This is a genomic window from Candidatus Enterococcus ikei (genome assembly GCF_017316105.1).
GTDB classification, from domain to species: domain Bacteria; phylum Bacillota; class Bacilli; order Lactobacillales; family Enterococcaceae; genus Enterococcus_L; species Enterococcus_L ikei.
On sequence record NZ_JAFLWD010000048.1, the window covers coordinates 1 to 25,902 of the forward strand.

At 35.6% G+C, this 25,902-nt stretch carries 23 protein-coding genes and 1 pseudogene; 6 read left to right on the forward strand and 18 right to left on the reverse strand.

Translation table 11 applies throughout. From position 1 onward, the window contains the following. Positions 1–103: 103 nt before the first annotated feature. Genes dat through JZO69_RS15500 form a run of 3 tightly spaced genes read right to left on the reverse strand, consistent with a single transcriptional unit; the run spans position 104 to position 2,926 of the window. Positions 104–967, reverse strand: a complete 864-nt coding sequence (gene dat, locus JZO69_RS15490) for a D-amino-acid transaminase (protein WP_207113726.1) — start codon at positions 965–967, stop codon at positions 104–106. 2 nt (positions 968–969) lie between these two features. Further along, a complete protein-coding gene (locus tag JZO69_RS15495; RefSeq protein WP_207113727.1) occupies positions 970–2,187 on the reverse strand; it encodes an ABC transporter permease in 1,218 nt (405 codons plus the stop codon). 1 nt (position 2,188) lies between these two features. Further along, the gene (locus JZO69_RS15500; protein ID WP_207113728.1) at positions 2,189–2,926 is read right to left on the reverse strand and encodes an ABC transporter ATP-binding protein; all 738 of its coding nucleotides are present in this window, start codon (positions 2,924–2,926) and stop codon (positions 2,189–2,191) included. Between the two features lie 120 nt (positions 2,927–3,046). Between JZO69_RS15500 and JZO69_RS15505 the strand changes: the two are divergent. The 3 genes and pseudogenes from JZO69_RS15505 to JZO69_RS15515 form a co-directional block, all read left to right on the forward strand. Further along, a pseudogene (locus tag JZO69_RS15505) lies at positions 3,047–3,490 on the forward strand (HIT family protein); the annotation flags it as partial. After that, positions 3,490–3,831: a YtxH domain-containing protein gene (locus JZO69_RS15510; RefSeq protein ID WP_242586900.1), complete on the forward strand. Its 342-nt coding sequence runs from the start codon at positions 3,490–3,492 to the stop codon at positions 3,829–3,831. The pseudogene JZO69_RS15505 and the gene JZO69_RS15510, both read left to right, overlap by 1 nt. Before the next feature lie 336 nt (positions 3,832–4,167). Next, positions 4,168–5,199 (forward strand): peptidylprolyl isomerase, encoded by a 1,032-nt coding sequence (locus JZO69_RS15515; RefSeq protein ID WP_207113730.1) that lies wholly within the window; start codon positions 4,168–4,170, stop codon positions 5,197–5,199. Positions 5,200–5,240: 41 nt separating this feature from the next. Here the strand turns inward: JZO69_RS15515 and JZO69_RS15520 are convergent, their stop codons facing one another. The 9 genes from JZO69_RS15520 to JZO69_RS15560 form a co-directional block, all read right to left on the reverse strand. Continuing rightward, positions 5,241–5,702, reverse strand: coding sequence for an ASCH domain-containing protein (locus tag JZO69_RS15520; protein ID WP_207113731.1), 462 nt, complete (start codon positions 5,700–5,702; stop codon positions 5,241–5,243). A gap of 20 nt (positions 5,703–5,722) precedes the next feature. Further along, positions 5,723–6,667, reverse strand: coding sequence for a 3'-5' exoribonuclease YhaM family protein (locus JZO69_RS15525; RefSeq protein WP_207113732.1), 945 nt, complete (start codon positions 6,665–6,667; stop codon positions 5,723–5,725). Positions 6,668–6,669: 2 nt separating this feature from the next. After that, positions 6,670–9,366, reverse strand: coding sequence for an ATP-binding protein (locus JZO69_RS15530; RefSeq protein WP_207113733.1), 2,697 nt, complete (start codon positions 9,364–9,366; stop codon positions 6,670–6,672). Continuing rightward, positions 9,363–10,595, reverse strand: a complete 1,233-nt coding sequence (locus tag JZO69_RS15535; protein ID WP_207113734.1) for a metallophosphoesterase family protein — start codon at positions 10,593–10,595, stop codon at positions 9,363–9,365. The genes JZO69_RS15530 and JZO69_RS15535 overlap by 4 nt, the downstream gene beginning before the upstream one ends. Positions 10,596–10,762: 167 nt before the next feature. After that, positions 10,763–11,893 (reverse strand): metallophosphoesterase, encoded by a 1,131-nt coding sequence (locus JZO69_RS15540; protein WP_207113735.1) that lies wholly within the window; start codon positions 11,891–11,893, stop codon positions 10,763–10,765. Then, entirely contained in the window at positions 11,890–12,756 is an 867-nt protein-coding gene (locus JZO69_RS15545) for a phosphatidylserine decarboxylase (protein WP_207113736.1), read from the reverse strand. The genes JZO69_RS15540 and JZO69_RS15545 overlap by 4 nt, the downstream gene beginning before the upstream one ends. A gap of 18 nt (positions 12,757–12,774) precedes the next feature. Then, the gene (locus tag JZO69_RS15550) at positions 12,775–13,380 is read right to left on the reverse strand and encodes a CDP-alcohol phosphatidyltransferase family protein (protein ID WP_207113737.1); all 606 of its coding nucleotides are present in this window, start codon (positions 13,378–13,380) and stop codon (positions 12,775–12,777) included. A 332-nt stretch (positions 13,381–13,712) separates the two neighbouring features. After that, a complete protein-coding gene (locus tag JZO69_RS15555) occupies positions 13,713–14,054 on the reverse strand; it encodes a YlbF/YmcA family competence regulator (protein ID WP_207113738.1) in 342 nt (113 codons plus the stop codon). Between the two features lie 68 nt (positions 14,055–14,122). After that, entirely contained in the window at positions 14,123–16,315 is a 2,193-nt protein-coding gene (locus JZO69_RS15560) for a PBP1A family penicillin-binding protein (RefSeq protein WP_207113739.1), read from the reverse strand. 522 nt (positions 16,316–16,837) lie between these two features. Between JZO69_RS15560 and JZO69_RS15565 the strand changes: the two genes are divergently transcribed. After that, positions 16,838–17,794, forward strand: a complete 957-nt coding sequence (locus JZO69_RS15565) for an endo-beta-N-acetylglucosaminidase (protein ID WP_207113740.1) — start codon at positions 16,838–16,840, stop codon at positions 17,792–17,794. A gap of 541 nt (positions 17,795–18,335) precedes the next feature. Next, positions 18,336–19,196 (forward strand): RluA family pseudouridine synthase, encoded by an 861-nt coding sequence (locus tag JZO69_RS15570; RefSeq protein WP_207113741.1) that lies wholly within the window; start codon positions 18,336–18,338, stop codon positions 19,194–19,196. A gap of 45 nt (positions 19,197–19,241) precedes the next feature. On the opposite strand, the gene JZO69_RS15575 is transcribed toward JZO69_RS15570, so the two are convergent. The 4 genes from JZO69_RS15575 to JZO69_RS15590 all read right to left on the reverse strand — a co-directional run bounded on the left by JZO69_RS15575 (position 19,242) and on the right by JZO69_RS15590 (position 24,196). After that, complete coding sequence (locus JZO69_RS15575; RefSeq protein WP_207113742.1) at positions 19,242–20,762, reverse strand: phosphohexomutase domain-containing protein; 1,521 nt, start codon at positions 20,760–20,762, stop codon at positions 19,242–19,244. 38 nt (positions 20,763–20,800) lie between these two features. Further along, a complete protein-coding gene (argR, locus tag JZO69_RS15580; protein ID WP_207113743.1) occupies positions 20,801–21,256 on the reverse strand; it encodes an arginine repressor in 456 nt (151 codons plus the stop codon). A gap of 170 nt (positions 21,257–21,426) precedes the next feature. After that, positions 21,427–22,065, reverse strand: a complete 639-nt coding sequence (locus JZO69_RS15585) for an ATP-binding cassette domain-containing protein (protein ID WP_207113744.1) — start codon at positions 22,063–22,065, stop codon at positions 21,427–21,429. Continuing rightward, on the reverse strand, positions 22,055–24,196 hold the full coding sequence (locus JZO69_RS15590; protein ID WP_207113745.1) for a hypothetical protein: 2,142 nt from the start codon (positions 24,194–24,196) through the stop codon (positions 22,055–22,057). The genes JZO69_RS15585 and JZO69_RS15590 overlap by 11 nt, the downstream gene beginning before the upstream one ends. 262 nt (positions 24,197–24,458) lie before the next feature. Between JZO69_RS15590 and JZO69_RS15595 the strand changes: the two genes are divergently transcribed. Then, positions 24,459–24,941, forward strand: a complete 483-nt coding sequence (locus tag JZO69_RS15595; RefSeq protein ID WP_207113746.1) for a helix-turn-helix domain-containing protein — start codon at positions 24,459–24,461, stop codon at positions 24,939–24,941. 101 nt (positions 24,942–25,042) lie between these two features. Here the strand turns inward: JZO69_RS15595 and JZO69_RS16700 are convergent, their stop codons facing one another. Together JZO69_RS16700 and JZO69_RS16705 are read right to left on the reverse strand one after the other, a co-directional pair. After that, entirely contained in the window at positions 25,043–25,294 is a 252-nt protein-coding gene (locus tag JZO69_RS16700; protein ID WP_242586902.1) for a hypothetical protein, read from the reverse strand. Beyond that, positions 25,295–25,855: a hypothetical protein gene (locus JZO69_RS16705; RefSeq protein ID WP_242586904.1), complete on the reverse strand. Its 561-nt coding sequence runs from the start codon at positions 25,853–25,855 to the stop codon at positions 25,295–25,297. It lies immediately after the preceding gene. Between the last annotated feature and the right edge of the window lie 47 nt (positions 25,856–25,902).

Here is a 25,902-nt window from a genome sequence, read left to right on the forward strand (position 1 = left end):
GACTAGCCTGTGAAGCCAGAAAACTAATTATTTACAGTAAGTATCATTTTAGCTTCCGTAACGAACTTCGTCAAGCATCTCTCTTGTTCTTTTCACATCAATTTTATTTTACAGCTGTTCCGCAGGTTCCATCAACGCTAGCAATGTACGCATTTAACAGCTGTTCCGTAACTTTCCCAGGTTTTCCTGTCCCTATAATATGATCATTCACTTTTACAACCGGCACGATTTCGGTCAACGAACCTGAAACAAAACATTCATCAGCAGCAAATAACTCTTCTTCAGAAACAGCTTCTTCTTTTACTGGAATATTCAATTCTTTAGCTATTTGTAGAATTTTCATTTTTGTAATTCCTGGTAAAATCAAGTTTCCATCTGGATGTGTATAAAGTGTTCCGTCTTTCACTACCCAAAAGTTCGCTGCTGAAGCTTCTGTTACTTTTCCGTCACGTATAAGCACCGCATCATCAAAACCTTTACGGCGAGCTTCGTCTAACGACAATATATTACCCATTAAACTCAATGATTTGATATCGCAATGCAACCACCGTGTATCAGGAACAATCGCTACGCTTATTCCTGCTTCCATTTTCGCTATAGGTCGTTCATACGGCCTAATATTAGCCGTTAAAACGCCTGTAACTTTTTCTGGATCAGGTAAAGCATGATTTCTTGGCGAATCGATCCCCCGTGTTACTTGAAAATAAAGCTTTCCTTCTTTGATTCCTTCTATTTCAACTAATTTTTTTAAATTAGCAGCCAATTCTTCTTTTGTAAACGGCATGTGCATTCTGATTTTTTCAGCACCGTTCCATAAGCGATTCAAATGTTCTTCCATCATATACAAATAGCCATTATACACACGAATTACTTCATAGAGACCGTCCCCATATTGATAACCGCGATCTTCGATATCGATTTTTACTTCTTCACGTTCAACAATTTGATCATTCCATAAAATATGCATCATTAAGCCTCCATTTTCTTCAAACGATATGGAACATAAAACTTAGCAAACAACATAACTTCAACAATCAACGCAGCTACAACCATTAATCCTTCTTTAAGATCAGGTAACGCAATTAAAACAAAGATACTGAACAGAGCTGCTGCCACAAGTAATAAAACCGTCACAAGCTTACTTACTGCCTGTTTCTTTTGTCCATCCGGTACTGGATATAAATGGGTCATCACCATATAATCAAACTGCGTATAAATCGGAATCAACTGAAATCCAATCAAATAAACAAATAAAACGGATACGCCCATTGAGATCCAAAATTCTTTTAAGAAAAATAAAATGATGCCCCCAACTAAGACCAAACGAAGAAATAAACCACTATACTCAGAACCTCTTAAAAAGCTACGAGCGTAAAGATACAAATAGGTATTTTGATTTTCTTTTTTGATTTTACTTAATAAAGGATCAAGAATTTTTCTACGTTTCACACTACTGGAGATTTCTGGTACATCTGTAAATAGATGAATAAATTGATAAATACGATGCATCCGATTTTTTTCTTTTTGAACCATCAATTCCCAATCTAACGATACAGCCTGCTCTTTTTTCTTCAATACCACATAGAATAAAATCGCCTGTACAAGCGCTGCAAGTAACCCTACCCACGGTAAAACATATAAACTAAGACCAATCGCTACCAAACTAGTAATCAACCACAAAGTAAACCATAGAAGACGTTCACTTGAAGAGATTTGATATAATTCATATTTCTGTAAGCGCAGATGGCTTGCTTTTAAAATTCCAAGCATGACAATAAAATAGAAAAATGTTGAAAAGGCCCAGCCAGTCGAAACAACAACTAATGGCATCGACATACCGCCCATCAAGAATAGTGCCACTAACGGTAACCAAAAAGAATAACGAATGGCCCGGTTTAAATACACATTCATCTCAGGTTCTTTCGGTAGAATAAAAACTTTATCCGCCTCTTGCGCTAATGTAGCAATACGGCCAATTTGCAGCAAAGCTAGCCAAAAAACTAAAATAATCGGTCGACCCCAAACAAAATTGACTGGCAACGTCTTTAATACTTGGGAATAATAAAAACCTAGTCCTCCTAATAAAAAGACACAAACCAAAATAAAATGGTCATTAAATACATAGCGCATATACTTCATCATTTTTTTCAAATGGCGAGCTAAACGAATGCCAAAGAATCCAGACATATTAACCCACCTTTTCTTCTTTTGTTAGTGCGATATAAATATCATCTAAGGAAGATCCCGGTAAACTGAATTCTTCACGCAACTCTTCCATCGAGCCAACTGCCCGAACTTCCCCGTCATGCAAGACGACAAAACGATCACAATAACGCTCAGCCGTTGCTAAAATATGCGTCGACATCAAAATTGCCGCACCTTGATTACGCATTTCATCCATTAATTCTAATAACGCGTGAATTGCCAACGGGTCCAAACCTAAAAACGGTTCATCAATGATATATAAACTTGGTTCAATCAAGAAAGCACATAAAACCATGACTTTTTGTTTCATTCCTTTAGAAAAATTAGCAGGGAACCAATCTAATTTATTTTCTAAACGAAATGTTTTTAACAATGCATCGGCACGCTTGAAGGCTTCTTCTATAGGAATATCATAAGCCATTGCTGTAATTTCGATATGTTCTCTTAACGTCAACTCTTCATATAATGACGGCGTTTCAGGAATATAGCCAATTTTCTTGCGATAGCTTTCCGGTTGTTGTTTCAATGTCTCTCCGTCAATGGAGATTTTCCCTTTTTGTGGTGTTAATAAACCGATCACGTTTTTGATTGTGGTACTCTTTCCTGCACCATTCAACCCAATCAAGCCAACCATTTCACCAGATTTCACTTCAAAATTAATATCTTTTAAAACAGGAATATGACCATAACCACCTGTTAAGTGCTCAATTACTAAACTCATTAATGTACCTCCAACTAATTTTATCGTACATCTATTATACCACGAACTTTTTGAAGGTTTCATGAACTTTTCCTCCCAAATAAAATTCAAGGTATGGTAAAGTAAAAGAAACAGTATAAAGAAAGAAGGGATACCATGTCCGATTGTATTTTTTGTAAAATCATCAATCAGGAAATTCCAAGTTATAAAGTTTATGAAGATGACAAAGTTTATGCCTTTTTAGATATCACTCAAGTGACAAAAGGTCATACATTACTTGTTCCCAAAGAACATGTAACCGACATTTTTGAGTATGATTCCGTTTTAGCTGGCGAAGTTTTTGCACGTGTTCCTAAAGTTGCACGCGCTTTGGAAAAAGCTTTTCCTGAGATGCAGGGATTGAATATTATCAATAATAATAAAGAATTAGCTTATCAATCTGTCTTCCATTCTCATATTCATTTGATTCCTCGTTATGGAAAAACAGATGATTTCTCCATTCACTTTGGAAATAATCAAGAAGCTTATTCTCCTGAAAAAATGCAAGAAATTGCGAAAAAAATTGCGAAGCAGGTGGAACAATAATGGGAAAATTTTCTAAAGGGATTTTATTTGGCGCAGTCGTTGGAGCTGCAAGTGGTCTACTCTTTGCGCCAAGAAGCGGCAAAGCGACTCGTCAAAAATTTGTAGACGAATTAGATGAATGGTCTGATTTAAAAGAGGATTTCACTGAAAAGTTAGATCACTTCAAAGAATCCGCAGCGGCATTCCAAGCAACGGCAGATATGTACATTGAACCATTTATTGAAGGTCTCAATCAAGATCTTGAAGACTTTAAGTTTCAAGCGGAGCCTAGATTGGATCAAATCCAAGAACAAGTAGAGAAAATCCAAGCTGAATTACCTGAAATGCCCGAATCAGACTAGAAAAACTTTCAAGTATGCGATAATTTTATTTTTATCGCATACTTGATGATTTTTATTTAAACAATTGATGTGAAATTTTTCATTTTTTTATTAAAAATACTGATTCCACCTATAATTTAATATCTATAATTGGTAATTACAGCCAGTTAAATACATATTTAGACGAATTTTCTTAAAATATCCATACTTATAGATGAAATTGTGTCCTAAATTCGAAAATTTCTTGAAACTATGCTTTGCTTATTTCTTTTATGAAACATAATGTGGTATAGTTATAACCGTGAGAATTAATTTCTACATAATAAAAAATAAAACAAACTTAGGAGTGCTAAAAGAATGAAGAAAAAATTAATCTTAGCTGCCGCAGGCGTATTTAGTATTTTTGCATTAGCTGCTTGTTCAGGCGGTTCACAAGACATCGCAACAATGAAAGGCGGAACACTTACAGTTGACGATTTTTACAACCAAACTAAAACAAGTCAACAAAGTCAACAACTTGTTCAAACAATGATTATTTACAAAGTATTCGATCAAAAATATGGCAAAGACGTTTCAGACAAAGAGGTTCAAGCTAAATATGACGAATCGAAGAAAAGTATTGAAGACCAAGGTGGGAACTTTGCTGATCAATTAAAACAATCTGGCCTTACAGAGAAAAGTTATAAAAAACAAATTAAACAAGGTTTAGCAGTTCAAGCTGGAATCAAATCACACATCAAAATTAAGGATGCAGATTTAAAAACAGCTTGGGAATCATTCCATCCAGAGGTAGAAGCACAAATGATTCAAGTTGCTACTGAAGATGAAGCAAAAGAAATTAAAAAACAATTGACTGACGGCGGCGACTTTACAAAAATCGCTAAAGAAAAATCAACTGATACTGCAACAAAAGAAAACGGTGGCAAATTGAAATTTGACTCTCAAACAGAAACTGTTGCTGAGGCTGTTAAAACAGCTGCCTTTAAATTAAAAGATAGCGAAATTTCTGAACCTATCCAAGCAACTGATGCTACTGGTTACCAATCAACATTCACTATCGTAAAAATGGTAAAAAACAAGGACAAAGGCAACGACATGGCTCCTTACAAAAAAGAATTGAAAAAAATTGCTGAAACAAATAAACTACAAGATCAAGAATTCGTCCAAAAAGTAACATCTGAAGTTTTAACTGAAGCAAACGTAAAAATCAAAGATGACGCCTTCAAAGATGTATTAGCTGGCTTAGTTGAAACAAAAGATTCAGCTAAATCAAGTGATTCTTCTAAGAAAGAAGAAAAAGATTCTAAATCAAGTGACTCTAAAAAATCTAAAGATTCTTCAAGTAAAACAGAAGAATCATCAAGCAAGACTGAAGAGTCTTCTAAATAAGCACAACAAAAAAAGAGATGAATGTCATCTCTTTTTTTGTGCTATTTTTGGAAAACCAATTCAAATACTTCATAAACAATCAACATATCTTCAGAAAAAGTTAGTCCATACTCTTCTAACGCTTGCTCGAAAAATGGTTGATGAACACGCCGCCAATAACTTAAGGTACGGTCACCTTCTCCTTCAAGATAAGCATGAACATCTGAGATTTGAGAATAGGGAAGTATATCTACCACTTTCGTACAGATAATCGCCTGTGCTTGATCAGCTCCATCTAAAAGCACACTATAGCTTCCAACTTCCGGTATTTGCTCATCTTCTAAACCTAGTTTATATAAAAGATGTAGTGAAGAGGTCCCCGTCTTTTCTCTCTTAAGAACATGAGCTAATAGTTCATCTACCATCCTTGCTGAATTGCCAAACGCCCAAGCTTCATAATGATCGTGTGTAATTGAATATTCATTTTTAAATTGTGACCACAAATCTATCGCTGATTGATTCATTTTTTTCTCCTGATTTTTACTCAAATATCTTTCGGTACATAAAAACTTCGATTGTCTAAGCCAAAGATTCTATCCGTATACTGTCCTGGATCTGTTTGACGGACTGAACCTAACATCATTTGGATCGATGCATCGATATTATCGATTTGGTGCAATACTTCTGCTTCCATAATACGTGGTCGAACTGGTGAACCATATTCTAATAAGCCATGATGAGCTAAAACCATGTGGCGTAACACGATCACATCTTCATCATTTTCATCGATTTTTAAGGCAATACATGCTTTTGTGATTTCTTCATCCACAAGTACTAAATGACCAATCAAATTTCCTGCTAAGGTATATTCAGTAGTCATCGCGCCAGAAAGTTCTTTGACTTTGCCCAAATCATGTAAAATAATCCCAGAATATAACAGAGCAGCATTTAATTCGTTGTATTCCTTGCAAATCGCTTTACCTAAACGAAGCATAGAAACCGTATGATAAGCTAAACCATTTGCAAACGCATGATGATTCCGTTTCGCTGCTGGATAATCAAAAAATTCTTTTTGATATTGTGTTAATAAATAACGAACGATTCGTTGCCAATGAGCATTCGTGATTTCAAAAACCGTTTGATTGATTTCTTCAACCATATCTTCTCGTTTTAACGGTGCTCGTTCCATATATAAAGCAGGTTCACTAGGTTCATCCGGACGTGCAACACGCATATGGATGATTTTCACTTGAGGATTACCTTGATACACTTCTCTTTTCCCATTTAAAAGAATCACATTTCCAGCTGTAAAGCGGCTGATTTCTTCCTCTGAAGCATCCCAGTATTTCCCGTCGATCGTGCCTGATGTATCTTGGAAAGTAAAGGCGATAAACTTTTTGCCATTTTTTGCCATACGCACATCAGCATTCTTGATCAAAAGGTATAGTTCAAAGGTTTCATCTACGGTTAGTTCACGGATTTTTTTCATACTTATGCTCCTTCTAATTCTATAATCGGTTGTTTTAATTCTTTATAATAGCTTACCATTTCTTTGTCTGAAGAAAAACAAATGACTTGCTGATGTTCGGAAAATACAGCAAATAATTGCGCTAACTGCTCTTTTCTTTGACTATCGTAATGCAGCCAGCCATCATCGATCATGATTGGACATAAGCTGCGTTGTTCTTGTAAATAGAGAAAAGCAAAACGGACAGCCATGATCACTTGATCTCTTGTTCCAGTAGAAAGCTCATGCAACATAAACCGTTGCTGATCCTCACGAATCACAATTAACTGTTCTTCTTGTAATTGAATGGCACGATAGGCTTTTTTCGTCAAAAGCTGAAAATAATCTGTCGCTTTTTTCAATAAATTAGGCAATTGCTGCTCTGATAGCTCTGTTAAAAGATCCATCAACAACTGACCAGCCAATTGATGACCTGACCAATCTAGCGCAAGTTCCTCGATCTCAGCTTTTAACATAGCCTGCTCTTGATAAAGTTCATCTAAAGTTCCATCTGATAACATTTGCTGACATTGATAAAGAATTTTTTGTTCTTTTTTTTGTAACTGCTGAATATCATCTGCTATCTCTTTAGCTGCTTGTGATAATTCTAACTGTTTTTCTGGCAATTGATTTGGATCGCTAGACTCAGGATACAAACCAGTCAGCATCGTCTGCAACTCTTGTTTGCGTTTATGATTTGCGGTAGCTTCTTGATAGCCTTTAACCTTGTTTGGGATCTCATTTATAGAAGCTATTTGGAAACGTCTTAACATCGGTTGTGCTTGATCGATCACCTGCTGTTGTTTTTCTTTGACTTCACGAATTGTTTGGCGCGTATATGCATCTGCCTGATATTCTTGGGCAAAACGAACTTTTTCCATCTTATCGGCAAAGTTACTGATTACCCGGATTCGCTCTGCTAAAGAAGTTCCAGCAATCGGTAATCGTGCGGTATATCGCTCTGTCTGTTCAGCTAATGCAGCAACCTGTCTGTGATCTTCATGCAACTGATGCTCTAGTTCTTGATTGGTATTGATCAAAATCAAGTAACGTGTAATATCTGTGCGATGAGTCAGCCAAAACTCAACTTGATCCATTCGTCCTAAATGATTTTCTTTGACCTTTTGAGCAATGAAACCTGCCATTTCACTTTCTTCTGCTTTGATTTTTTTGATTTCAGCCTTTAAATTAAGTAATTGATCGTTCAAATAATCCAATTGAGATAACTTTTCCTGCCATTGCCGTTTTTCATTTTCATAGGTATCTTTTGGTTGATAAAAAAGCGGTAATACGCCAGCAATCAAGCTGCCTATACTTAAAAGCCATGTAACATAGCGGATCGGTGCTGGTAAAAAGAAACTAAGAAGCAAAATAATCACTGCAAATCCACAAAAAAGAGGATTGATCGATTTGTTCTTTTGTTGGTGATTTTTCCTGAACATCTCTTTATTGATTGTTTCAAAAGTGCTTAGATTCTCTTCACGAGTCGCAATTTCTTCTTCCAGTAGCTGTAAATCAGTCTGAGTGTTTTGTAACTTGACTGTTCGCCCAACGATCTCTGCTCTCATCTCATTGACAACGTCTTCTTCAAAAGATAATTGCGGCGGTTGCTCTGAGTTCCAACCCCATTGTTTTTCTAGCAAAAGCATTTCTTGCTGATTTTGCTGTAAAGATTGTGTCATCCAATCGATTTCAGAAAGCAATTTATCAATAGCATACCGCTGATTGAGTATTTGTTGAATATGCTCTTCTTCTTCTAAATAAAACTGATAGTCTTGTATTTGATCTGCTGTCTCACTTTGTGCAGCAATGTTTTGATTTAACCGAGTCAATTCTTCACTCAAAAAGCGATACTGTTGATAAATTGAAAGTAAGGTTTCTTGGTCTTGCCCACTTAATACCGTAATTGATTTTGTTTGATCGATTGCTTGTAACTCTTCATACAAAGGTAAATTCATCACTTGCTTTTCTACTAGAACTAATTGCTGCTTTATTTCTTGAGCCGTTTGATGCTTTTCTTCGATCAGACGTTTTGTAGTTGCTAATTCCGTCACTAACTGCTGATATGGATACTCCTGCTGTTCTTTTTCGTTAATGCGTTGTTGTAGACTTTGATAGGCATTCAGCTTTTGATTTAATGGTGGTTGACTGCCTTTGCCCTTGTAGATCATCTGAGCGGCCTTAAAATACTCTTCTCTGCTCAATAATAACTGCTGACTTCCAGAAAGTCCTAAAGAGAGCAAAGATGTCTGCAGTTCTTCTTCAGTTAATTTTTCTAGTTGACTAAGTTGTTCTTGTTGAAAGGTAAAGACAGACTGAAATAACTCTTTAGTCAGCGGATGGATCATCTTTTCCAACAGCGCCTCATCACCGATTTGGTCATTGAAATAAACTTTCGCTTGGCCTTTATTTTGCCCTTTGAAACGTTCAACTTGCACTTCTCCATAAATCGGATGCGTAAACCACAAACGTCCACCATAAGCTGCGCCATTTTTTGGTTGATAATCTTTTTTTCGCTTGCCTTTTGCAGGAAATCCAAAAAGCATGGCTTGGATAAACTGATAAATCGTTGATTTTCCAATCTCATTTGGTCCAAACAACAATTGGTTCTTTGGTAGAAACTCAATCTTTTGTTGCTGCCATTTACCAAATCCAACAAGTTCTATCGCAATGAGTTTCATGACTGATCCTCCTGAATAACAAAATCTTCCTTGATCTTTTGATCAGCGTGCTCCACACTGCGTTCACGCCACTCTTCATTTATCTTTACAACAGAAGAAAATAACGGATTTTGAACTAGTTCTTGCAGTGTGTTGGAAAAAATCTCTGGCTGTATATAATTTAGTTCTAATTGCTTTAATAACTCTGGCGTTGCAGCGATCACGACTTTTTTATCAAGATCTTCTGACACTACTTTAACTTGAAATAAAAAGAGGGATTGATTACTTTGCTGCAGTAACGTGGTTTGAAGATAATAAAGCAGCTCGCCATTTTCATAGGATATTCGAAATTCTTCCCCTAATTGTTCTGTATCTGTTAACTGAATTTCTTTTAAAATAACCTGTCTTTGGTCTTTTACGCCCTTCATGAGCAGTTCTGTAAGGAGACTCAATGCTTCTTGCAAACTTCCAGCTTGACGCAATGAATATTTCTCCACTTGCCATGCAATTTGGGCTACAGGCTCGAAACGAACTGTTGCATGTCCTGATTCTACTGAAACAATTGCTACCCCTTGGACTGTTCGTTCTTTTTTTGTGTGTCCTTGCGGCGTTCCTGGATAGACAATCAAGGGATCTGCACTTACTACTTGTGGCTGGTGGATATGGCCCAATGCCCAGTAATCATAGCCTTTTGTTTTCATCTCGCTAAATGAAAACGGCGCATAATTCTGTTGTCCATTATTAGTCGTATCTCCATGATAAATACCGATATGAAGATCCGCCGATTGATCTTTTAATGGAAATGTAGAAAGCTTATTCGTATTGATCCAGGGATGTTCATAGCTAAATCCTGAGACTGCTACTTTTTCTTGATTTTTCGTCATAAAATAATGTGTCTCCACTTGTTCTTTCTGAAAAAGAAACATATTTTTTGGAAAATCAAACCAGTACCGCTCAGCTGCATAATAATCATGATTACCAAATGTTATAAACACAGGAATCTTTGCCTGCTCTAAGCGTTTCATCTCGTCGATAAAATACGCCTGCGTTCGAATCGATGTCCGACTTTGGTGAAAAGTATCTCCGGCAAATATAACTACGTCTACCAGATTTTTTATTGCTATATCAACAATTGCTGTAATTACTTCTTGATTGGCTTGCTGTAGCTTTTCAGCAAGTTGTTTTGGAATGTTTTTTAGGCCTTCAAAAGACCGATCCAGATGTAAATCTGCCGTGTGCAATACTTTCATTAGATCCTCCTATCCGTCCTCATGCATTTCCTTAATCATATCATTTTATTAAGAATCGGTCAGTAAAAACATACGAAAATTTGTTCGTTTTTCATTTTTTTAGTGATATAAAAATACAGAGATAGAAATCCCACTCAAAGAGTGCACTCTAACCTCTGTATAATGCTTTATTTTATTGTAATATCAATTTGGACGATTTCACTTTGCGTTCCGATCCGCATCGGTGGTCCCCACGTTCCAACCCCTGAGGAAACAATTACTTGAGGGCTGTTTTTATCTTTACGATAATAACCATAATCTACAGTAAAATACGCTTTTGTCACTAAACTAAACGGAAAAATTTGTCCTTGATGTGTATGTCCAGAAAGAATCAATTCATTCGAATGCTTGTATTCATCAATATTTGAAGGTTGATGATCTAAAATAATTTTTGGAAGTTGGTTGCCTACTTTTTCAAATTGTTCTTGAATGCTTTTCCGATCACCAGCTTGTGAACCGATTGGACGACTGTCTTTTCTACCAACAACTAAAATTTCTTCACCAACAACGGTCATTTCATCTTCTAGTAAAGTAATATTCGATGATTCAACAAGTTCTTTCATTTGATCAAAGGTTTCACCAGCGTCATGATTTCCCCAACACATGTACGTTCCGTAAGTCGAAGAAAGTCGTCTAAATTGCTTTTTCATTCCCTCTGTATCTTGCAATGCTTTAAAATTCCCATCAAATAGATCACCAGAAATAAAAATAATAGCTGGATTCATTTGATTGATTTTCGTTACGATTTTTTCCAGTTTTTTCACATCATTAACATAACCTAGATGCACATCACTGATCAGTACAGCTTTTAACTTTTTCTGTCTGTCATTTCCAGGGCGATCAATCGTTACTTGATAATTCATCGTTTTGATTTGCTGCGCATGCCATGAACCATAGCAAACCAAAATAACAATCAAAACCGCAGCAGTGATCCAAACAACGAGCTCGTTGTTTGACTGAATAGTTGTAATTTTTCTGGTAACTTTGAGAATCAATTCAGTTAATCCAAAAATAACTAAGGAAACGAACCAAAAAGATAACCAATAACTACCCATTTTACCGACCACTCCACCAACATTCATATCAAACAATAAAAGCGTCGCAATCGATGTAATAGAAAACAAGCTGATAACTCCCCATAAAATAAATGGGTGGTTAAAAAAATAAAAGTGTTCTAGTATTAAGAGAAGTTTTCTGCCGATATAAATATTTCCTAACAAAAATAACAGCGCAATAATCAAAAACGCCAATTTTTTCATAGCGTTCCTCCACGTTTCTGACCAACTACTTGACCAAATTTTACGATTGTTTCAAAATTATTTTCAGTGTTCGCCCATATTTCTGGATCGATCTTCACTTGATTTTTTTGAAATAACAAGATAACCGTTGAGCCACCGAATTCAAACCAGCCTTTTTTCTCAAAACGCTGACAACTTCCTGAATTTTTTACATTCTTGATTTTACCTACCATCAAAGCTCCAACTTCGATTTGGGCGATTTTCCCAAAATGCTTCGTCTCAATGACTGTCACTTCTCTTGAATTTCTTGAAAATACGGGTTCTGTGTGCGTCGCTATTGGTTGGACCGTATGAAAAATACCAGCTATTTTCTGATGCCCGGTAATGTTCCCTTCATCTATAAAATAATAATGATGATAATCATCTGGTGTTAAACGAAAAATAACAGCACAGCCACCTTGCCATTCATTCGTAAGATCTGTACTATCCAATAACTCTATAAGATTATATTCAGAATGTTTCACTTTGAATGTACTCTGTTTATCTATCGAATATACAGTCACCTTGCCATCACAAGGAGCCGCTAAGTCCGTTTCTTCCTGTGGTACTGGGCGTTTTTCGGGCTTGATTTCTCGCATAAAAAAATGATTGAACGACGTATACTTTGTAGGTAGATAGTCTGCCATTTGTAACTCATTTTTTTTAATAAAGGTGTTGATCATTCCCTTTGAAAAAAAGCTATTCAAATAAGCACCGGCAACTTTTGTAAGCGGTGGTTGAATCATGATTTTTAAAAGAAAACGCCCCAGTGGATTTTTATATAAAAAACGTAATGAGTAACTATCATTTTCAATGATAGCACTTGTTTTGAAACGTTTGTCCATGTCTTTACCCCTTTTGATTTAACGAATAATAAAGGCTAAAACTGCGCCTAAAAAAGCACCAAAAATCAATTTTCGCGGATCGATTTTTTTGATTTTCACTTTTGAAATAAACAGGAATCCAATAATCAATAATGCTGCTGGATAAACGAGGGAAATTGCGATATGCAAACGTCCTGCAATAAAGAATAACAACGGTATCAACGCCGCACTGCTCGTAACTGGCAAGCCTTCATAATATTCTCTGCAACCGCTAGATTGTTCTTTTCTTTCCATTTCCGTCACATTATAATGCGCTAAACGGATTAATGCAGCTAAAATATAAAAAACAAATAATGGCAAATAAATTCCTTGTGTCAAACCTGATGCATAGCCTAAAACTGTTGGAAAAACGCCAAAACTGATCAAATCAGCTAGTGAATCGATCTGAATGCCGTAGTTCATCTCACTTTTAGTACGTTCTTTAAGATTTGCAACAAAACCATCAAACATATCACAAATACCAGAAAGAACTAAACAAAAAATAGCCTCAACAACGTGCTGTGTAAGTGCTAGATACATACCAACAATAGAAAAAATAGCATTTCCATAAGTCAGTATTACTGTGTAATCATAAATACCAATCATACTTTTTGTTCCCCAATCATGTTTTCATTTAGTATTACTATATCATTAAAATAGAGGGAATTGGGATATTTTTTAAGATTTCGGGTGTTTTTTTTATGAAAGAAAAGTCTTATTTATTTCTCTTTAAGAGAGTAAATGAATTACTCACTTCCTTTTATTCGTTACCTGTTCGATAGTTTTAAACACGCTATTGTTGCTAGATTTGGAAAAGGACTTTGATTACTTGAGCATAAAAAAAGACCTGAACAAAACTTTGTTTAGTCTCGTTCAAGTCTCTATAATCTAAAATACGCTTTATATCTGAGTGCTATCGTTCGTTGTTTTATTTCTTATTAATCGTTATATAAATCGCGGATTGGAGTCATAATAATGCGGTTTAAGTCATTCACGATCAAACTAAATGCTTGTTCTTTCTCCATCAATTGGTTGATCACTTGCGCTTTTTGAACTTCAGTTGCTAACGCTTGTGCTTTTTCTGCGTCTTCTTCTGAGAATTCTTCACCACGCATTTGTTTTTCTTGTAATCCTTGTTGGAACGCTTGGAATTCTTTGAATAATTTGTATGCTTCTTCGTCCGCTTTTACATCCTCATATGCTTGCTCTAATGCTTTAAATTCTGCTAATTCGCGGATTTCGCGTTCTACTTGATTGGCTGTATCATAAATATTACTCATTCAATCTCCCTCGTTTCTATAGATTCTTCTCTTTGATTGTACCATTCTTTGATTCGTTTTCAAACCGATTATTCTCCAGTCAAACCACCAAAGAAATCTTTTAGACCATTTTTGGTGTTGTCCCAACCGTCTTTAATTTTGCCTCCGATATCTTTAGCGCCTTCTTTAACTTGTTCGCCGATATCTTTGGCCCCTTCTTTAACTTGTCCACCGATGTCCTTCACGCTATCTTTCCAAGCATCATTCGTTTCAGAAGGTGTTTGACCTGCTGCCATCATTTCACCGCCCGTTGCATACGCATCAGCTACTGTAAATGGCGTTTGAGCCGTATTGGCCATGATTCCTTGAGCTTGACTGCTAAAAACGGTTGAGGCATGTGTAGCACTGCTTCCTTGTAAATAATGACTTTCACTTGTTTGTTCAAAACCAAGCCATGTTGCAATAACAACGTCTGGTGTATAGCCGACAACCCATTGGTCATTGGTCTTATCAGTATCAAAGTTCGTTTCAGTTGTTCCAGTTTTTCCAGCCATAACATAGCCGGCTGGATCTGCGTTAACCCCTGTACCTGAGCTGAAAACACCTAAAAGCATGCTAGTCATTTGATCAGCTACATCTTTGGTAATGATTTGTTTGCTCTTAGCATTTGTATTGTCTTCAATCACAGCACCCGTTGAATCAACGATTTTGTTGATCAAATGTGCTTCTGATTGAGAACCTCCTGTAGCAAACGGGCTATAGGCATTGGCCATAGTCAACGGTGACACCCCTGTTTTCAAGCCACCTAAAGCCAAACCATAATACTTATCTTCTTTTGCTAAAGGAATCCCGAATTTTTGCGTTTTCTCAAAGCCTTTGTCCAACCCAATTTTATGCAATGTCCAAACTGCTGGTAAGTTCAAACTTTCGCCTAGTGCCTGATACATTGGTACTTCACCTGCATTTGTGCGGCTGTAGTTTTCGGCTGGATAATAATCTTGTGGCTTATCTTCTAAAATACTGCTTGCTTTCATCCCAGATTCTAAAGCAGGCGTATAAACCGAAATTGGTTTTAATGATGATCCTGGTGAACGTTTCGTTTGTGTGGCAAAGTTAAAGCCGCGATAAACGTGTTCCCCTCGCCCTCCAACAACACCTTGCACACCACCTGTTTTTGGATCAAGTGCAACGGAGCCACTTTGAACCATTGCCCCATCTTCGGCATTTGGCGGGAATAAAGCATCATTGGCGTAGGTTTGCTCCATCGATTTTTGATAGTTCTGATCTAATGCTGTATAGATTTTATAACCTTTATTCAGTAAATCTTCTTCTTTTAAGCCATATTTATTGACCGCTTCATCGATGACCGCATCAAAGTAGTATGGATATCTGTAATCTGAATTTTGGTCAGAGTAATTATCGGCCAACATGCTCCCCATATCTACACCCGCTTGCGCATCGGCTTCTCCTTGAGATAATTTGCCATTGTCTACCATCAACTGCAAAACTGTATTACGGCGATTCACTGCATTTTCAACATAGTCTATCGGGTTATAAATACCTGGGCCTTTCAACATTCCAACTAAAGTTGCTGCTTGCCCGACTGAAAGTTCACTTGCACTAACAGCAAAATATTTATGTGATGCGTCTTCGATTCCCCAAACTCCGTTACCAAAATATGAATTATTGAGATACATTTCTAGAATCTGTTGTTTGTCATATTTTTTCTCGATCTCGATCGCTAAAAATAACTCTCTTGCTTTTCGAGTCATGGTTTGCTCTTGTGTCAGATACGCGTTTTTGGCTAGTTGCTGAGTGATCGTACTACCGCCACCACCGCCGCCAATTTTTCCAAAACTCAATTTTCCGACAACAGCACGAAGTAAACCTTTGATGTCATAACCATGATGCGTCTCAAAGTTTCGATCCTCCGTTGAGATCAAGGCATCTTTCACATAAGGAGAAATTTGATCAATAGTGACAACTGTTCCTTTTTGCCCAAACAGCTTTCCTGCTTCATCTCCATTTTTATCATAAATAACAGTGGATTCTTCCAGCCCTTTTTTCAGAGCGCCGACATTCGCTGATTTAGCTAATGTGAATAGATAAATACTAGTTACTAAAACAACAACTAGACCTAAAAGTAAAATTATTTTGTTGATTTGATATTTTTTCCAAATTCGCTTTCTCCAATGATGAAACCGAATAAGATATGGTTTGATCCAAGTCCAAAAGCTTTTAAATCCAGCTTTTATTTTTCCCATAATTGTTTTAAAGTCCATAGTACTCCCTCTTTATATAAAAGTTTCTAAGCTATTTTAACACAGTTACCTACTACTATTCATACGGCTTTAGCATGAATAGTACACATAAATTATGTTTTGCCTATTTTATCATGCTTTTCTTTTGTTTTTATGTAGAAAAGCTTAAGAATCTGTCAAGAAATCGCTGGTTTCATCTATAACAACAACTATTTAAAGTATAAATTCTTACTTTCATTGAAAAAAAGTGCTATTTTAACATAAATTTGATCATAAAAAATTCATATCTTGCCTTTATTATATAAGTATACCAACAAACAACCCTAACAAAACACTTTTTCATTTTTTAACTCCTTTTCCCACTCTTCCCCAAAGAGTGGGTCTCTTTTTTATTCTGAGAAAATTTTCAAGTACGGCTACATGATATGAAACTTCTACCTAGATCTCAAGTCCAAACATTTCTAACTTTTATTATAGATTTCTTTATGCTACACTTCTTTTGAAATGTAACCGTTTTACAAAAAATAGCAGAGGAGAATTTTTATGTCTAAAAAGCTAACATTTTTACTTATTCCGATTTTCTTTTTACTAAGTTTTAGTTTACTGCCTAGTCAATCAGATGCTACGCAAACAAATTCGAAAGATCCAATCATGATGGCTTATTATCGCACTTGGCGAGATGTTACCATGCCTCATGATGCAAATTCAACACTGCCTGATCAAAACGTTACTGCCATGACAGATATTCCTGAAGGTGTAGATATTGTTTCTGTTTTTCATTATGTCAATCCAGGAACCAATCAACAGAAGTTTTGGGATACGTTGAAAAACACTTATGTTCCGACATTGCATGCTAGAGGAACTCGCGTGATTCGGACGATTGATATCAGAGAGGTTTGGAATGTCCCACATGTAGGCACTACTCCAACAACTGCTGAATATGAAAAATACGCGCAACAATTAATTGACACTTATCTAACACCATGGAATTTAGACGGGCTGGATATTGACATGGAATCTAGTTTGACTGCTAAGCAAGAAGAAATGGCTGTTGGTACGTTCAAAGCATTATCTAAAAAATTAGGTCCTAATTCTAATACTGGAAAATTGTTGATTTATGATACAAATGCAGATAACCATTCCTTATTCAAAAAAGTCGCTACTTACGTTGACTATCTATTTATCCAGGCTTACGGTCGCTCAGCTAGTTCCTTAGATACTACATGGAATACGTACAAAACTTCAGTTACTCCGCAACAGTTTCTCCCTGGCATCTCTTTCCCAGAAGAACTGGATCATAATCGTTGGAATGATACTGTAGAACCTTATGAAACAAGCCGTGCTTATGCTTATGCAAAATGGAATCCAAAAGACGGACAAAAAGGCGGTATGTTTGTCTATGCGATCGATCGGGATGGCAAACAATTTGGTAATGATACAATCACAAAAACAGACTTTAATTGGACAAAACGCTTGATCAATACGATGAAAGAGAATTAGTAATTGGACGTTTGTGTAAAACTTAAATACTTCTTTAGAAAAAATTTACAATTTTGGATAATTTAATACACAAAAAATTCACATTTAGTTTGTATTATATATGTATACCAACAAACAACCCTAACAAAACACTTTTTCATTTTTAACTCCTTTCCCGTCCTTCCCCAAAGGACGGGTATTTTGTTGTGTATCACTGTGATTGTCTACGCCAGAACAGATGATGAACACTACTTGGCGACTGCTGAGAGAGAAGTCTCCTTACTTGTGAATCACCAATCACCTACGACTAAAAAACATTGGATAACGCTAAAAAAACAAAGTGAGGAAACTTTCCTTACTTCTAAATTTCTATGAATTGCGAAAAAATTCAACTAGACAATAGACAGTACAAATTAACTATTAGGAACGTGGTTTCCCTCTGCTAGCCCCTCTAAAAAACGTAACTTCATCCTTACATCCAACTTAATTCTACCCAACCACTTGAACTTATCCTTCCTTTTGTTAAACTAAGAGAGAACATTATTGAAAAGGTGGAAAACAAATGGAATTATCCATCCAGTTACCTAAAAATTTTAAAAAGCAAACTGTTCGAGAATTACTTGAACAAGAATGGCTTGTTCCTCGCAAAGTACGACACTTTTTACGCACTCGAAAAAATGTTTCAATCAATGGAGAGCCAGCTTTATTCCATTTTTTTGTAAAAAGTGGCGATGTTATTACTTTACAGTTTGAACCAGAAGATTATCCAACACCTACAATTCTTTTAGGGAACGAGTCTAACGTTAATGTATTATTTGAAGATGAACATGTGATTATTTTAAATAAACCGATTGGGATGAAAACTCACCCTAATCAACCAGATGAAAATGATACCCTACTTAACCATTTAGCCGCTTACTTAGCGCCTAAAAACCAAATACCATATGTTGTTCATCGGTTAGATAAAGAAACAAGTGGTGCAATTTTATTTGCTAAAAATCCTTTTGTGTTGCCGATTTTAGGACGCTTACTGGAAAGTAAACAAATCTATCGGCGCTATCAAGCGGTTGTTTCAGGGCATCTAAAAGAGTCTTTGATCATTCGGAAAAAAATTGGGCGTGATCGACATGACCGCCGAAAACGTGTGGTTGATGAGCGTCGTGGAGATATGGCTGTGACTCATGTTGACGTTGACTCTTATGTGAAAAAATCAAATCAAACAACCGTTTACTGTGTGTTGGAAACGGGTCGGACACATCAGATTCGCGTCCATTTAAAAAGCATTGGACATCCAATCATTGGTGATCCTTTGTATCATCCAAAGCCTATCGGGCGCTTGATGCTTCATGCTTATGAGCTACATCTGACGCATCCATTTACTAGAGAATCGATTGTGGCAATTGCTGAACCTGGTTTATGGTAAGTTAAAGAAGCTAGGAGAGAACGTTTTGTTCTTTCCTAGCTTTTATTATTCACTCAATACTTCATTTAATTTCGTCAAATCCAACTGTTTATATCCTTCAAAGAAACCTGCTAATTCTTCTAAAACCTTTTGATTCATTCCAGTTTGATCATTCTCTACTTGCAACACTAACAATGGTTCATGCAAACTCATGCGTAGTAAAAACCAGCCACTGCCATAGTCATCAGAAACATTTACTCGAATTCCTTCATGATTTTCAGGATCGATTTTCATCCCTCGTTGACTTGTAACAAAACCACTTAAATCTCGAATCACTTGTTCACCATAATCACGAACGTGACTGTCTAAAATTTCAAACCGTAATTCTTGAGTTTCTGCTGGTTGTTTTAATGAACTAATCAATTCACCCAATGTAGAGCCTTCTTTTTTTAATTTAGGCAGCAGCATCAGGATTTTAGCAATAACGTAGGCACCATCATCTAAATAATAGTTTTCTTTAAAAGCTGCGTGTCCGCTTGTTTCGATTGCTAATTGTGTATCGATTCCTTCATCGTTGAGTTCGATCATTTTATTGATTACATTGCGGTAACCAGAAATATAACGCACTTGTTTGCCGCCAATGGATTCGATAAACGCTTTCAAATGGCTTGAAGTTGGTGAGTTTGTCACAATATTGCTGCCTGAATATTCAGCTAAAACGATCGTCGCTAAGACAGCGATCAAGTTATTTCGGTTGATGACTTCACCTGATGCATCCACCACTGCTGAGCGGTCCACATCTGTATCAAAAATCACCCCTAAATCAGCTTTGTTTTTTAACACAGCTTGTTGAATGCTGTTCATCGCTTCTTTATTATCTGGATTTGGAATATGATTAGGGAACATGCCGTCAGGTTCTAAGAATTGTGAACCTGTGATATCCGCGCCAAGTTTCGCTAGGACTTTTTCCGCAAAGAAACCGCCGGCTCCATTCCCAGCATCTACTATAATATGAAAACCAGATAAAGGTTTTGCTTCTGTTGTTTTCATGCCTTTACGAATTTTCTCCGTTAAATCAGCGGAATAATCATCTAAAATCGAGGTTTTGGTTACTGAACCTTTTGCTACAAGTGTAGGTTCGTCTGCGTGTTCTAAAATATAGGTAATATCCGCTTTTTCTGCTCCGCCAGATTTCGTGAATAACTTCAATCCATTAAAATAATAAGGCAAATGACTCGCTGTAATCATAATCGCTGCATCACAATCATATTGCGGAAATTGCGTGGTCATAAACATGGCTGGCGTTGTGGCCAAACCAAAATCTAACACTTCAACATTTTGCTCAACGAAACTGTCGATTAATGCTTGTTTCAAGCTATCTGCTGAAATACGACTATCATGACCGATACCGATTGTTAATTTTACCGATTGATGTTTTTCAGCTAAGTTTTTCTCATCACGAAGCCAATGAACCATTCCTACTGCAATTTTCCCGACTTGCGCTGGTGTTAAGTTCGCTGTTTTTTCCTCATGCTCTACTGCTATTCCTCTTATGTCCGACCCGTTTTGTAACGCTTTCAATTCCATGTAACCAAATCTCCCTTCATTTTTTGATTGGTTTTGTTTTAATCTATCATCGCTTCAAAACGTTCAACAACAGCTATTGCGTCATCTTCTGAACGAGCAATAATAATGATTGTATCCACTCCTGCGACAGTTCCTGCAATTTCTTCATAGCTGACTTCATCTAAAAAATTTGTTACCACATCTGCTGCGCCCATATCTGTATGGACGATTACCATAAATTGAACACGTTCCATGCGAATCACTGAGTCTTTCACGGATTCTTTTAGTTTTTCCTCACTGCTGGATGCTTGTTGTTGAGAGAATAAAGCATACTTCACTCGACCATCTGAGCCGTGGGTTTTCACGATGCTCATCTCACGAACATCTCTTGAAACAGTGGCTTGGGTTGCTTTGACACCAGATTGTTCAAGAAGTGCAATCAGGTCGTCTTGGGTTTCTATTTCATTTTCTGTGATCAGTTGCTTGATCAACCGTTGTCGGTCTGCTTTTTTCATGGTTACACTTCCTGTTTTGGTTATTTTCTTTTATTATAGCGAAAGTTTGGGAAATTTGCATTTCTTTTTGGTAAAAATTACTTTATTATGAGAAAAGTAAAAAAAGTATGAACGTCACTGCTCAGAAGGCTTACGTGTTGTTCATACTCTTTTTTGGCTATTCCCTATATCTAATGAGTCTGTTCAAGGTCTAAATCTATAACTAAAGAAGCATACTTCAACAACTGTTTATCATGCGTAACTAATACAACTGCTTTCCCTTTTTCTGTTACTAAATAGTGAAAATACTCGATTATAAAGGCAGCATTTTCCTCATCTAAATTCCCTGTTGGTTCATCAGCAAAAATAATCTCAAACGGCTTCAGTAATGAACGAATCAGAGCTATTCTTTGCTGTTCTCCTCCACTTAATAGAAATACTTTTTTCGTTAAAATAGATTCTGGCAATGAAAATTTTTCTAAAAGAATCGTCAGATCATTTTTTTTAAAGGATTTATTGTATTTAATAGCCAGTTTAAGATTTTCTAAAACCGTCATATTTTCTAGTAACCCATAGTTTTGAAACATATAGCTGATTACATTTTTTCTAATTCTTTGGCAGTTTTTTGTCGTATTTTCAAATTGTTCATAGTTTAAACTTCCTTTATAGCCCTTCTCCAATAAGCTCAAATTATTAATGAGCGTCGTTTTTCCTGTACCACTCTTACCAGTTATTAAAACAAAATCTCCTGCTTTTACTGATAAGTCAAAATTGGTGACAATTTTCTTCTTATTGATTTCAATCGATAAATTATTTGCTTCAAATATCATAAAAATCTCCTTTCAAAGTAATAGACTTACTATTCAAATAGATGCATCCATAAATGAAGCTGTTCAATAATATAATGATGACAAGCGGTATTACTACAACCGAAGTTTGAGAATGTAAAGCATTAAAGAGAACTAAAGTAATCAACTCTATGAGTATTGGAATCAACACAATATCTGTCATTTGATTAAATACTGAATACCCCAATATTTCTTTTACCAATCGTTTTTTTGCATTCAACTTGAATAAGATATACATAATTTGAACATTCAACGTGATAATCAAAATAATCAAGATACTATATTGGATACTTAGGTTAAAGACATTCGCTTCATTTCTTGCCGTTTCTTCTCCTCGTTCTTTAAAAACTGATAACGTAAAATTCAAAATACCATTGAGACCTGAGTCTTTCACATCTTGTTTAATCAGGTCAAAAGGCTCTTTTTTCGATGTACTATCAAAATCAATGAACAGACCGCCATTCATCGTCAAAATATTCCCCCAAAAGAGTCCATCCATTAATTTGGGGTTTACGACTACAGCTATAGGATCTTCAATTTTATTTTCGTCCGCTTGGGTTCCATAAAATGAGTTATAAGTGAAATACTTTTGTTGATTTTCAACATACAGTACTTGAATTTTTACTTTGTCTAATGAAATCAATCCATTTGGAGGATCTTCCGTTAGCCTGAACTTCAGATCTGATAAATAGTTTTGCTTGATTTCGGCTTCATATTTTTGGTATTTTTGAGGCACTAACAATGACCGTGTATTAGCATCTGCATTCATTTGTTCCATTTCAGATGGGTTAATAAATTTTATGGGGTTAACCTTTAAATAATTTGTGTCAATGGTGATATCCGCCCCTCCTGGCGAAGTAATATATTCCTCTTGATCAGGTATTCTATCTTGTCCAATGATCATGGGTTTTCCTTTTGAGTCATTTAAAACAGTATAGTTATATGGAGCTATTATAAATGTTTTATGTTTTTTTGAAATCTTTTCATAAAATAATTGAGCATTTTTCAAATAGGTTGTTTCTTCTAATGGGTCCCCTCTATCTAGTTGATTTGTTATATTTGTCTTATATAGATTTTCAGTTTTTGCCCACAATTGCGTTGATTGCTTTATCTTATTATAATGTTTGAACTCCTGCTTTATTTCTTGTGATTTCCCAAGAAATAGAAATAATGTGATACACAACGCTCCTCCAAGGATTATTGTTAATAATTTACTTGGCGCAGCTCCCTTTATATTATTCTTTACATTTGTAAACTGATACAAAAATACTACGATCGAACTATAAACTATTAACGATAACAAGTAAATACATAAGCAAAGTAATAATGACCATACTAGGTTGAGAGTTATATCCCTAGATAAAATAACATATAGAGTTAAAGCTAGTAGCAGTCCGTATACTATAGAAAAAGTTGACTTAATGGATTGGAATACAATTTGTCGAATAGAATAGCCCAAGATTTTTTTCAAAGAAATCATTTTCCTTTGTGAAAATGCTAATGAAATGATAGAAACAAAGAAAAATACAATCAAATACAACGTAATCAGATTTTGGTAGATATTGACTGTAAATGTATCTGACATAACTGGGTTAGCTATCTTGATAGTTCCGTATTTTTTGAATACATCAATAAGCTTTTTATGGCTTCCTTTCCCTTGAATGTAGAAAACATTTCCTAGTCCAATATTTTTCACGTATTCAAATGAATAAAGTTTGATTTTTAAGTAATCACTAGGTAAATTGATACTCCCTATATTTTTTCGATTTCCATCAGAATAGTTCGCCACATAAGAATCTTCTGAATTAGTAGGAAATACGCCCGATCTCAAGTGAAAGAATGGATTTATCTTCGGATTGGTTGAGAGAATGCTTAATGTATTTTTCGCAGTAAAATTGTACTGTGAAATTGTCACATCATCTTTAAGAGAAGTCTCGTAAAGATCATGAACAAGCTGTTTATAATTGGTTCCGGGCTCATAAACAATATGCAGTTCCTTCGTATTATCATAAAGTGCCTTTTTTATATCTAATCCTTTTAGTAGGCTATTAGCAGAAAATAGCAATAACAGAAAAATGATCGTTGATAAACAAAAATTTATTTTTTTAATCATATATATGCAACCTTTCTAGAAGAATAACTGGTACAAACTTAGCTTACTATCATTTAGTCATTTTTATAAAGAACTTATCAAGCTACATGACGAAAAAAAGCCTGTACGCTTAAGTTTCCATCATGGAAACTCACGGTTCCATGCCTATATACCGCCTTTTCAGCACTTCATTTTTTACAGCATTAATAAACCATTATTAATTTTAAATGTGAATTGTGTTAAAATACAATTGTGCATATTTATATTTACATAGGGAGGAATTATGGATTCTTTAGGTTACAAACTAAAAACATTAAGAACGAAGAATAACTACACACAAGAAGATTTGGCGAAACAGCTATTTGTGACAAGACAAACTATTTCAAAATGGGAAAATGGGAAAACGATCCCAGACGTTCAAACGTTAAATAAAATTTGTGATTTCTATAATATCCATTTATCGTTTTTGTTATCTGAAGAAAGTTCTGAAAAAAAAGAAAGCTCTCACAATGAAAAGCTTATAAAGTACTTAGCTCTTTGCATAAATATTGTTATCGTAATGATTCTTCTGTTTAATTTGATACAAAGCTCTTTTTTTCTAAATACACATAGCGTTTTTACATGGTTTATTCTATTTTTGTTAGGAGTTATTCTATTAGCAAATATGATCATACTCTTCATTTCAACGAGTTATAAAATATATGTATTTAATGTTGTAGTTCCAGTGCTACTTCTGGTTATTATCCACACTATTATACGAAAATGAACAAAAAAGCCTCAAGATTTATAATAAAAAATCTTGAAGCTTTTTACTTTATTTTGATTATACTTAGGCTTTTTAGACTAGTTTTTTTGCGTTTCAATTCCTCACTCGTTTTTTAAATAATCGCCAAGATCTTGTTCCTCACCTGTAGAAACATTCTTGATTTTCCATGTTTTTCCAATTTCATTTGGGGTTGAACGTGTTCTTGAAATTGGTTGTTCCTCATCTTCTAGTAGCAAAGCACCATACTGATAGCCTTCTAGAATGTATGCTCCTCTTTCTTCACTATACGTAGCAAAAAACAAGTATACCTCACCTGCTTGAAGTTCAATGTCACCATCTTCTCTCACTTCCACCTAATCCTCACTCTGAGTAATAGGCGGACGTCCTGATTCAGCTCTCAAACGATTGTGTTTGTCCACTTCTTCTTTTTCAGCATTTTTAAAACGGTCTTTTTCCTTGATAATACCGCCTGATCTGATAAATGATACTTCTTTATCTGTTGTTCCTTCGATATTTTTCAATACTTCTAGCTTTCCGTAAGTGTCAGGTAAAATGCTGTTGCTGTCGGTTTCAGAAAGATTAGCATCTACATCCGCTTTATCTATAGAGATTACTCGTGCTAAGAAAATAGTGTTTGTATTTTCTTGAAGACTTTTTGGGTTGGTATTATCGTACATTAGAAAAGACTCTACTGTTGATGATTGTATGTTGGAACGATCCACTTCATCGAGATAAGAGTAGTAGTTTGCTTTTTTGACTTCTGGTGATGTTTCTTCTTTGGGTTTAGGTGTTGCATTTGAATTGCTTTTTTCTGTTGGTTGCTCTTTGACTTCGGCATTTTTGGAAGACGTATTGCTGCAACCAGTTAAAAGAATGCTAGAGCAAAGAACTGCTATTATAGTTAGGTTTTTCATTTTTCATCACTATCCATATATGCATCTTCTTCGTTCTTTAATACATT

Coding starts and splice junctions, on each gene's coding strand:
- JZO69_RS15500 (WP_207113728.1), bottom strand. CDS start 2,926: ATGAGTTTAGTAATTGAGCACTTAACAGGTGGTTATGGTCATATTCCT.
- JZO69_RS15560 (WP_207113739.1), bottom strand. CDS start 16,315: ATGGACTTTAAAACAATTATGGGAAAAATAAAAGCTGGATTTAAAAGC.
- JZO69_RS15525 (WP_207113732.1), bottom strand. CDS start 6,667: ATGAAAAAAATCCGTGAACTAACCGTAGATGAAACCTTTGAACTATAC.
- JZO69_RS15540 (WP_207113735.1), bottom strand. CDS start 11,893: ATGAAAAAATTGGCGTTTTTGATTATTGCGCTGTTATTTTTGTTAGGA.
- argR (WP_207113743.1), bottom strand. CDS start 21,256: ATGAAAAAAGCAGACCGACAACGGTTGATCAAGCAACTGATCACAGAA.
- dat (WP_207113726.1), bottom strand. CDS start 967: ATGCATATTTTATGGAATGATCAAATTGTTGAACGTGAAGAAGTAAAA.
- JZO69_RS15545 (WP_207113736.1), bottom strand. CDS start 12,756: ATGGACAAACGTTTCAAAACAAGTGCTATCATTGAAAATGATAGTTAC.
- JZO69_RS15530 (WP_207113733.1), bottom strand. CDS start 9,366: ATGAAACTCATTGCGATAGAACTTGTTGGATTTGGTAAATGGCAGCAA.
- JZO69_RS15575 (WP_207113742.1), bottom strand. CDS start 20,762: ATGGAATTGAAAGCGTTACAAAACGGGTCGGACATAAGAGGAATAGCA.
- JZO69_RS15535 (WP_207113734.1), bottom strand. CDS start 10,595: ATGAAAGTATTGCACACGGCAGATTTACATCTGGATCGGTCTTTTGAA.
- JZO69_RS15570 (WP_207113741.1), top strand. CDS start 18,336: ATGGAATTATCCATCCAGTTACCTAAAAATTTTAAAAAGCAAACTGTT.
- JZO69_RS15520 (WP_207113731.1), bottom strand. CDS start 5,702: ATGAATCAATCAGCGATAGATTTGTGGTCACAATTTAAAAATGAATAT.
- JZO69_RS16705 (WP_242586904.1), bottom strand. CDS start 25,855: ATGAAAAACCTAACTATAATAGCAGTTCTTTGCTCTAGCATTCTTTTA.
- JZO69_RS15510 (WP_242586900.1), top strand. CDS start 3,490: ATGGGAAAATTTTCTAAAGGGATTTTATTTGGCGCAGTCGTTGGAGCT.
- JZO69_RS15515 (WP_207113730.1), top strand. CDS start 4,168: ATGAAGAAAAAATTAATCTTAGCTGCCGCAGGCGTATTTAGTATTTTT.
- JZO69_RS15595 (WP_207113746.1), top strand. CDS start 24,459: ATGGATTCTTTAGGTTACAAACTAAAAACATTAAGAACGAAGAATAAC.
- JZO69_RS15495 (WP_207113727.1), bottom strand. CDS start 2,187: ATGTCTGGATTCTTTGGCATTCGTTTAGCTCGCCATTTGAAAAAAATG.
- JZO69_RS15550 (WP_207113737.1), bottom strand. CDS start 13,380: ATGATTGGTATTTATGATTACACAGTAATACTGACTTATGGAAATGCT.
- JZO69_RS15565 (WP_207113740.1), top strand. CDS start 16,838: ATGTCTAAAAAGCTAACATTTTTACTTATTCCGATTTTCTTTTTACTA.
- JZO69_RS15590 (WP_207113745.1), bottom strand. CDS start 24,196: ATGATTAAAAAAATAAATTTTTGTTTATCAACGATCATTTTTCTGTTA.
- JZO69_RS15585 (WP_207113744.1), bottom strand. CDS start 22,065: ATGATATTTGAAGCAAATAATTTATCGATTGAAATCAATAAGAAGAAA.
- JZO69_RS15555 (WP_207113738.1), bottom strand. CDS start 14,054: ATGAGTAATATTTATGATACAGCCAATCAAGTAGAACGCGAAATCCGC.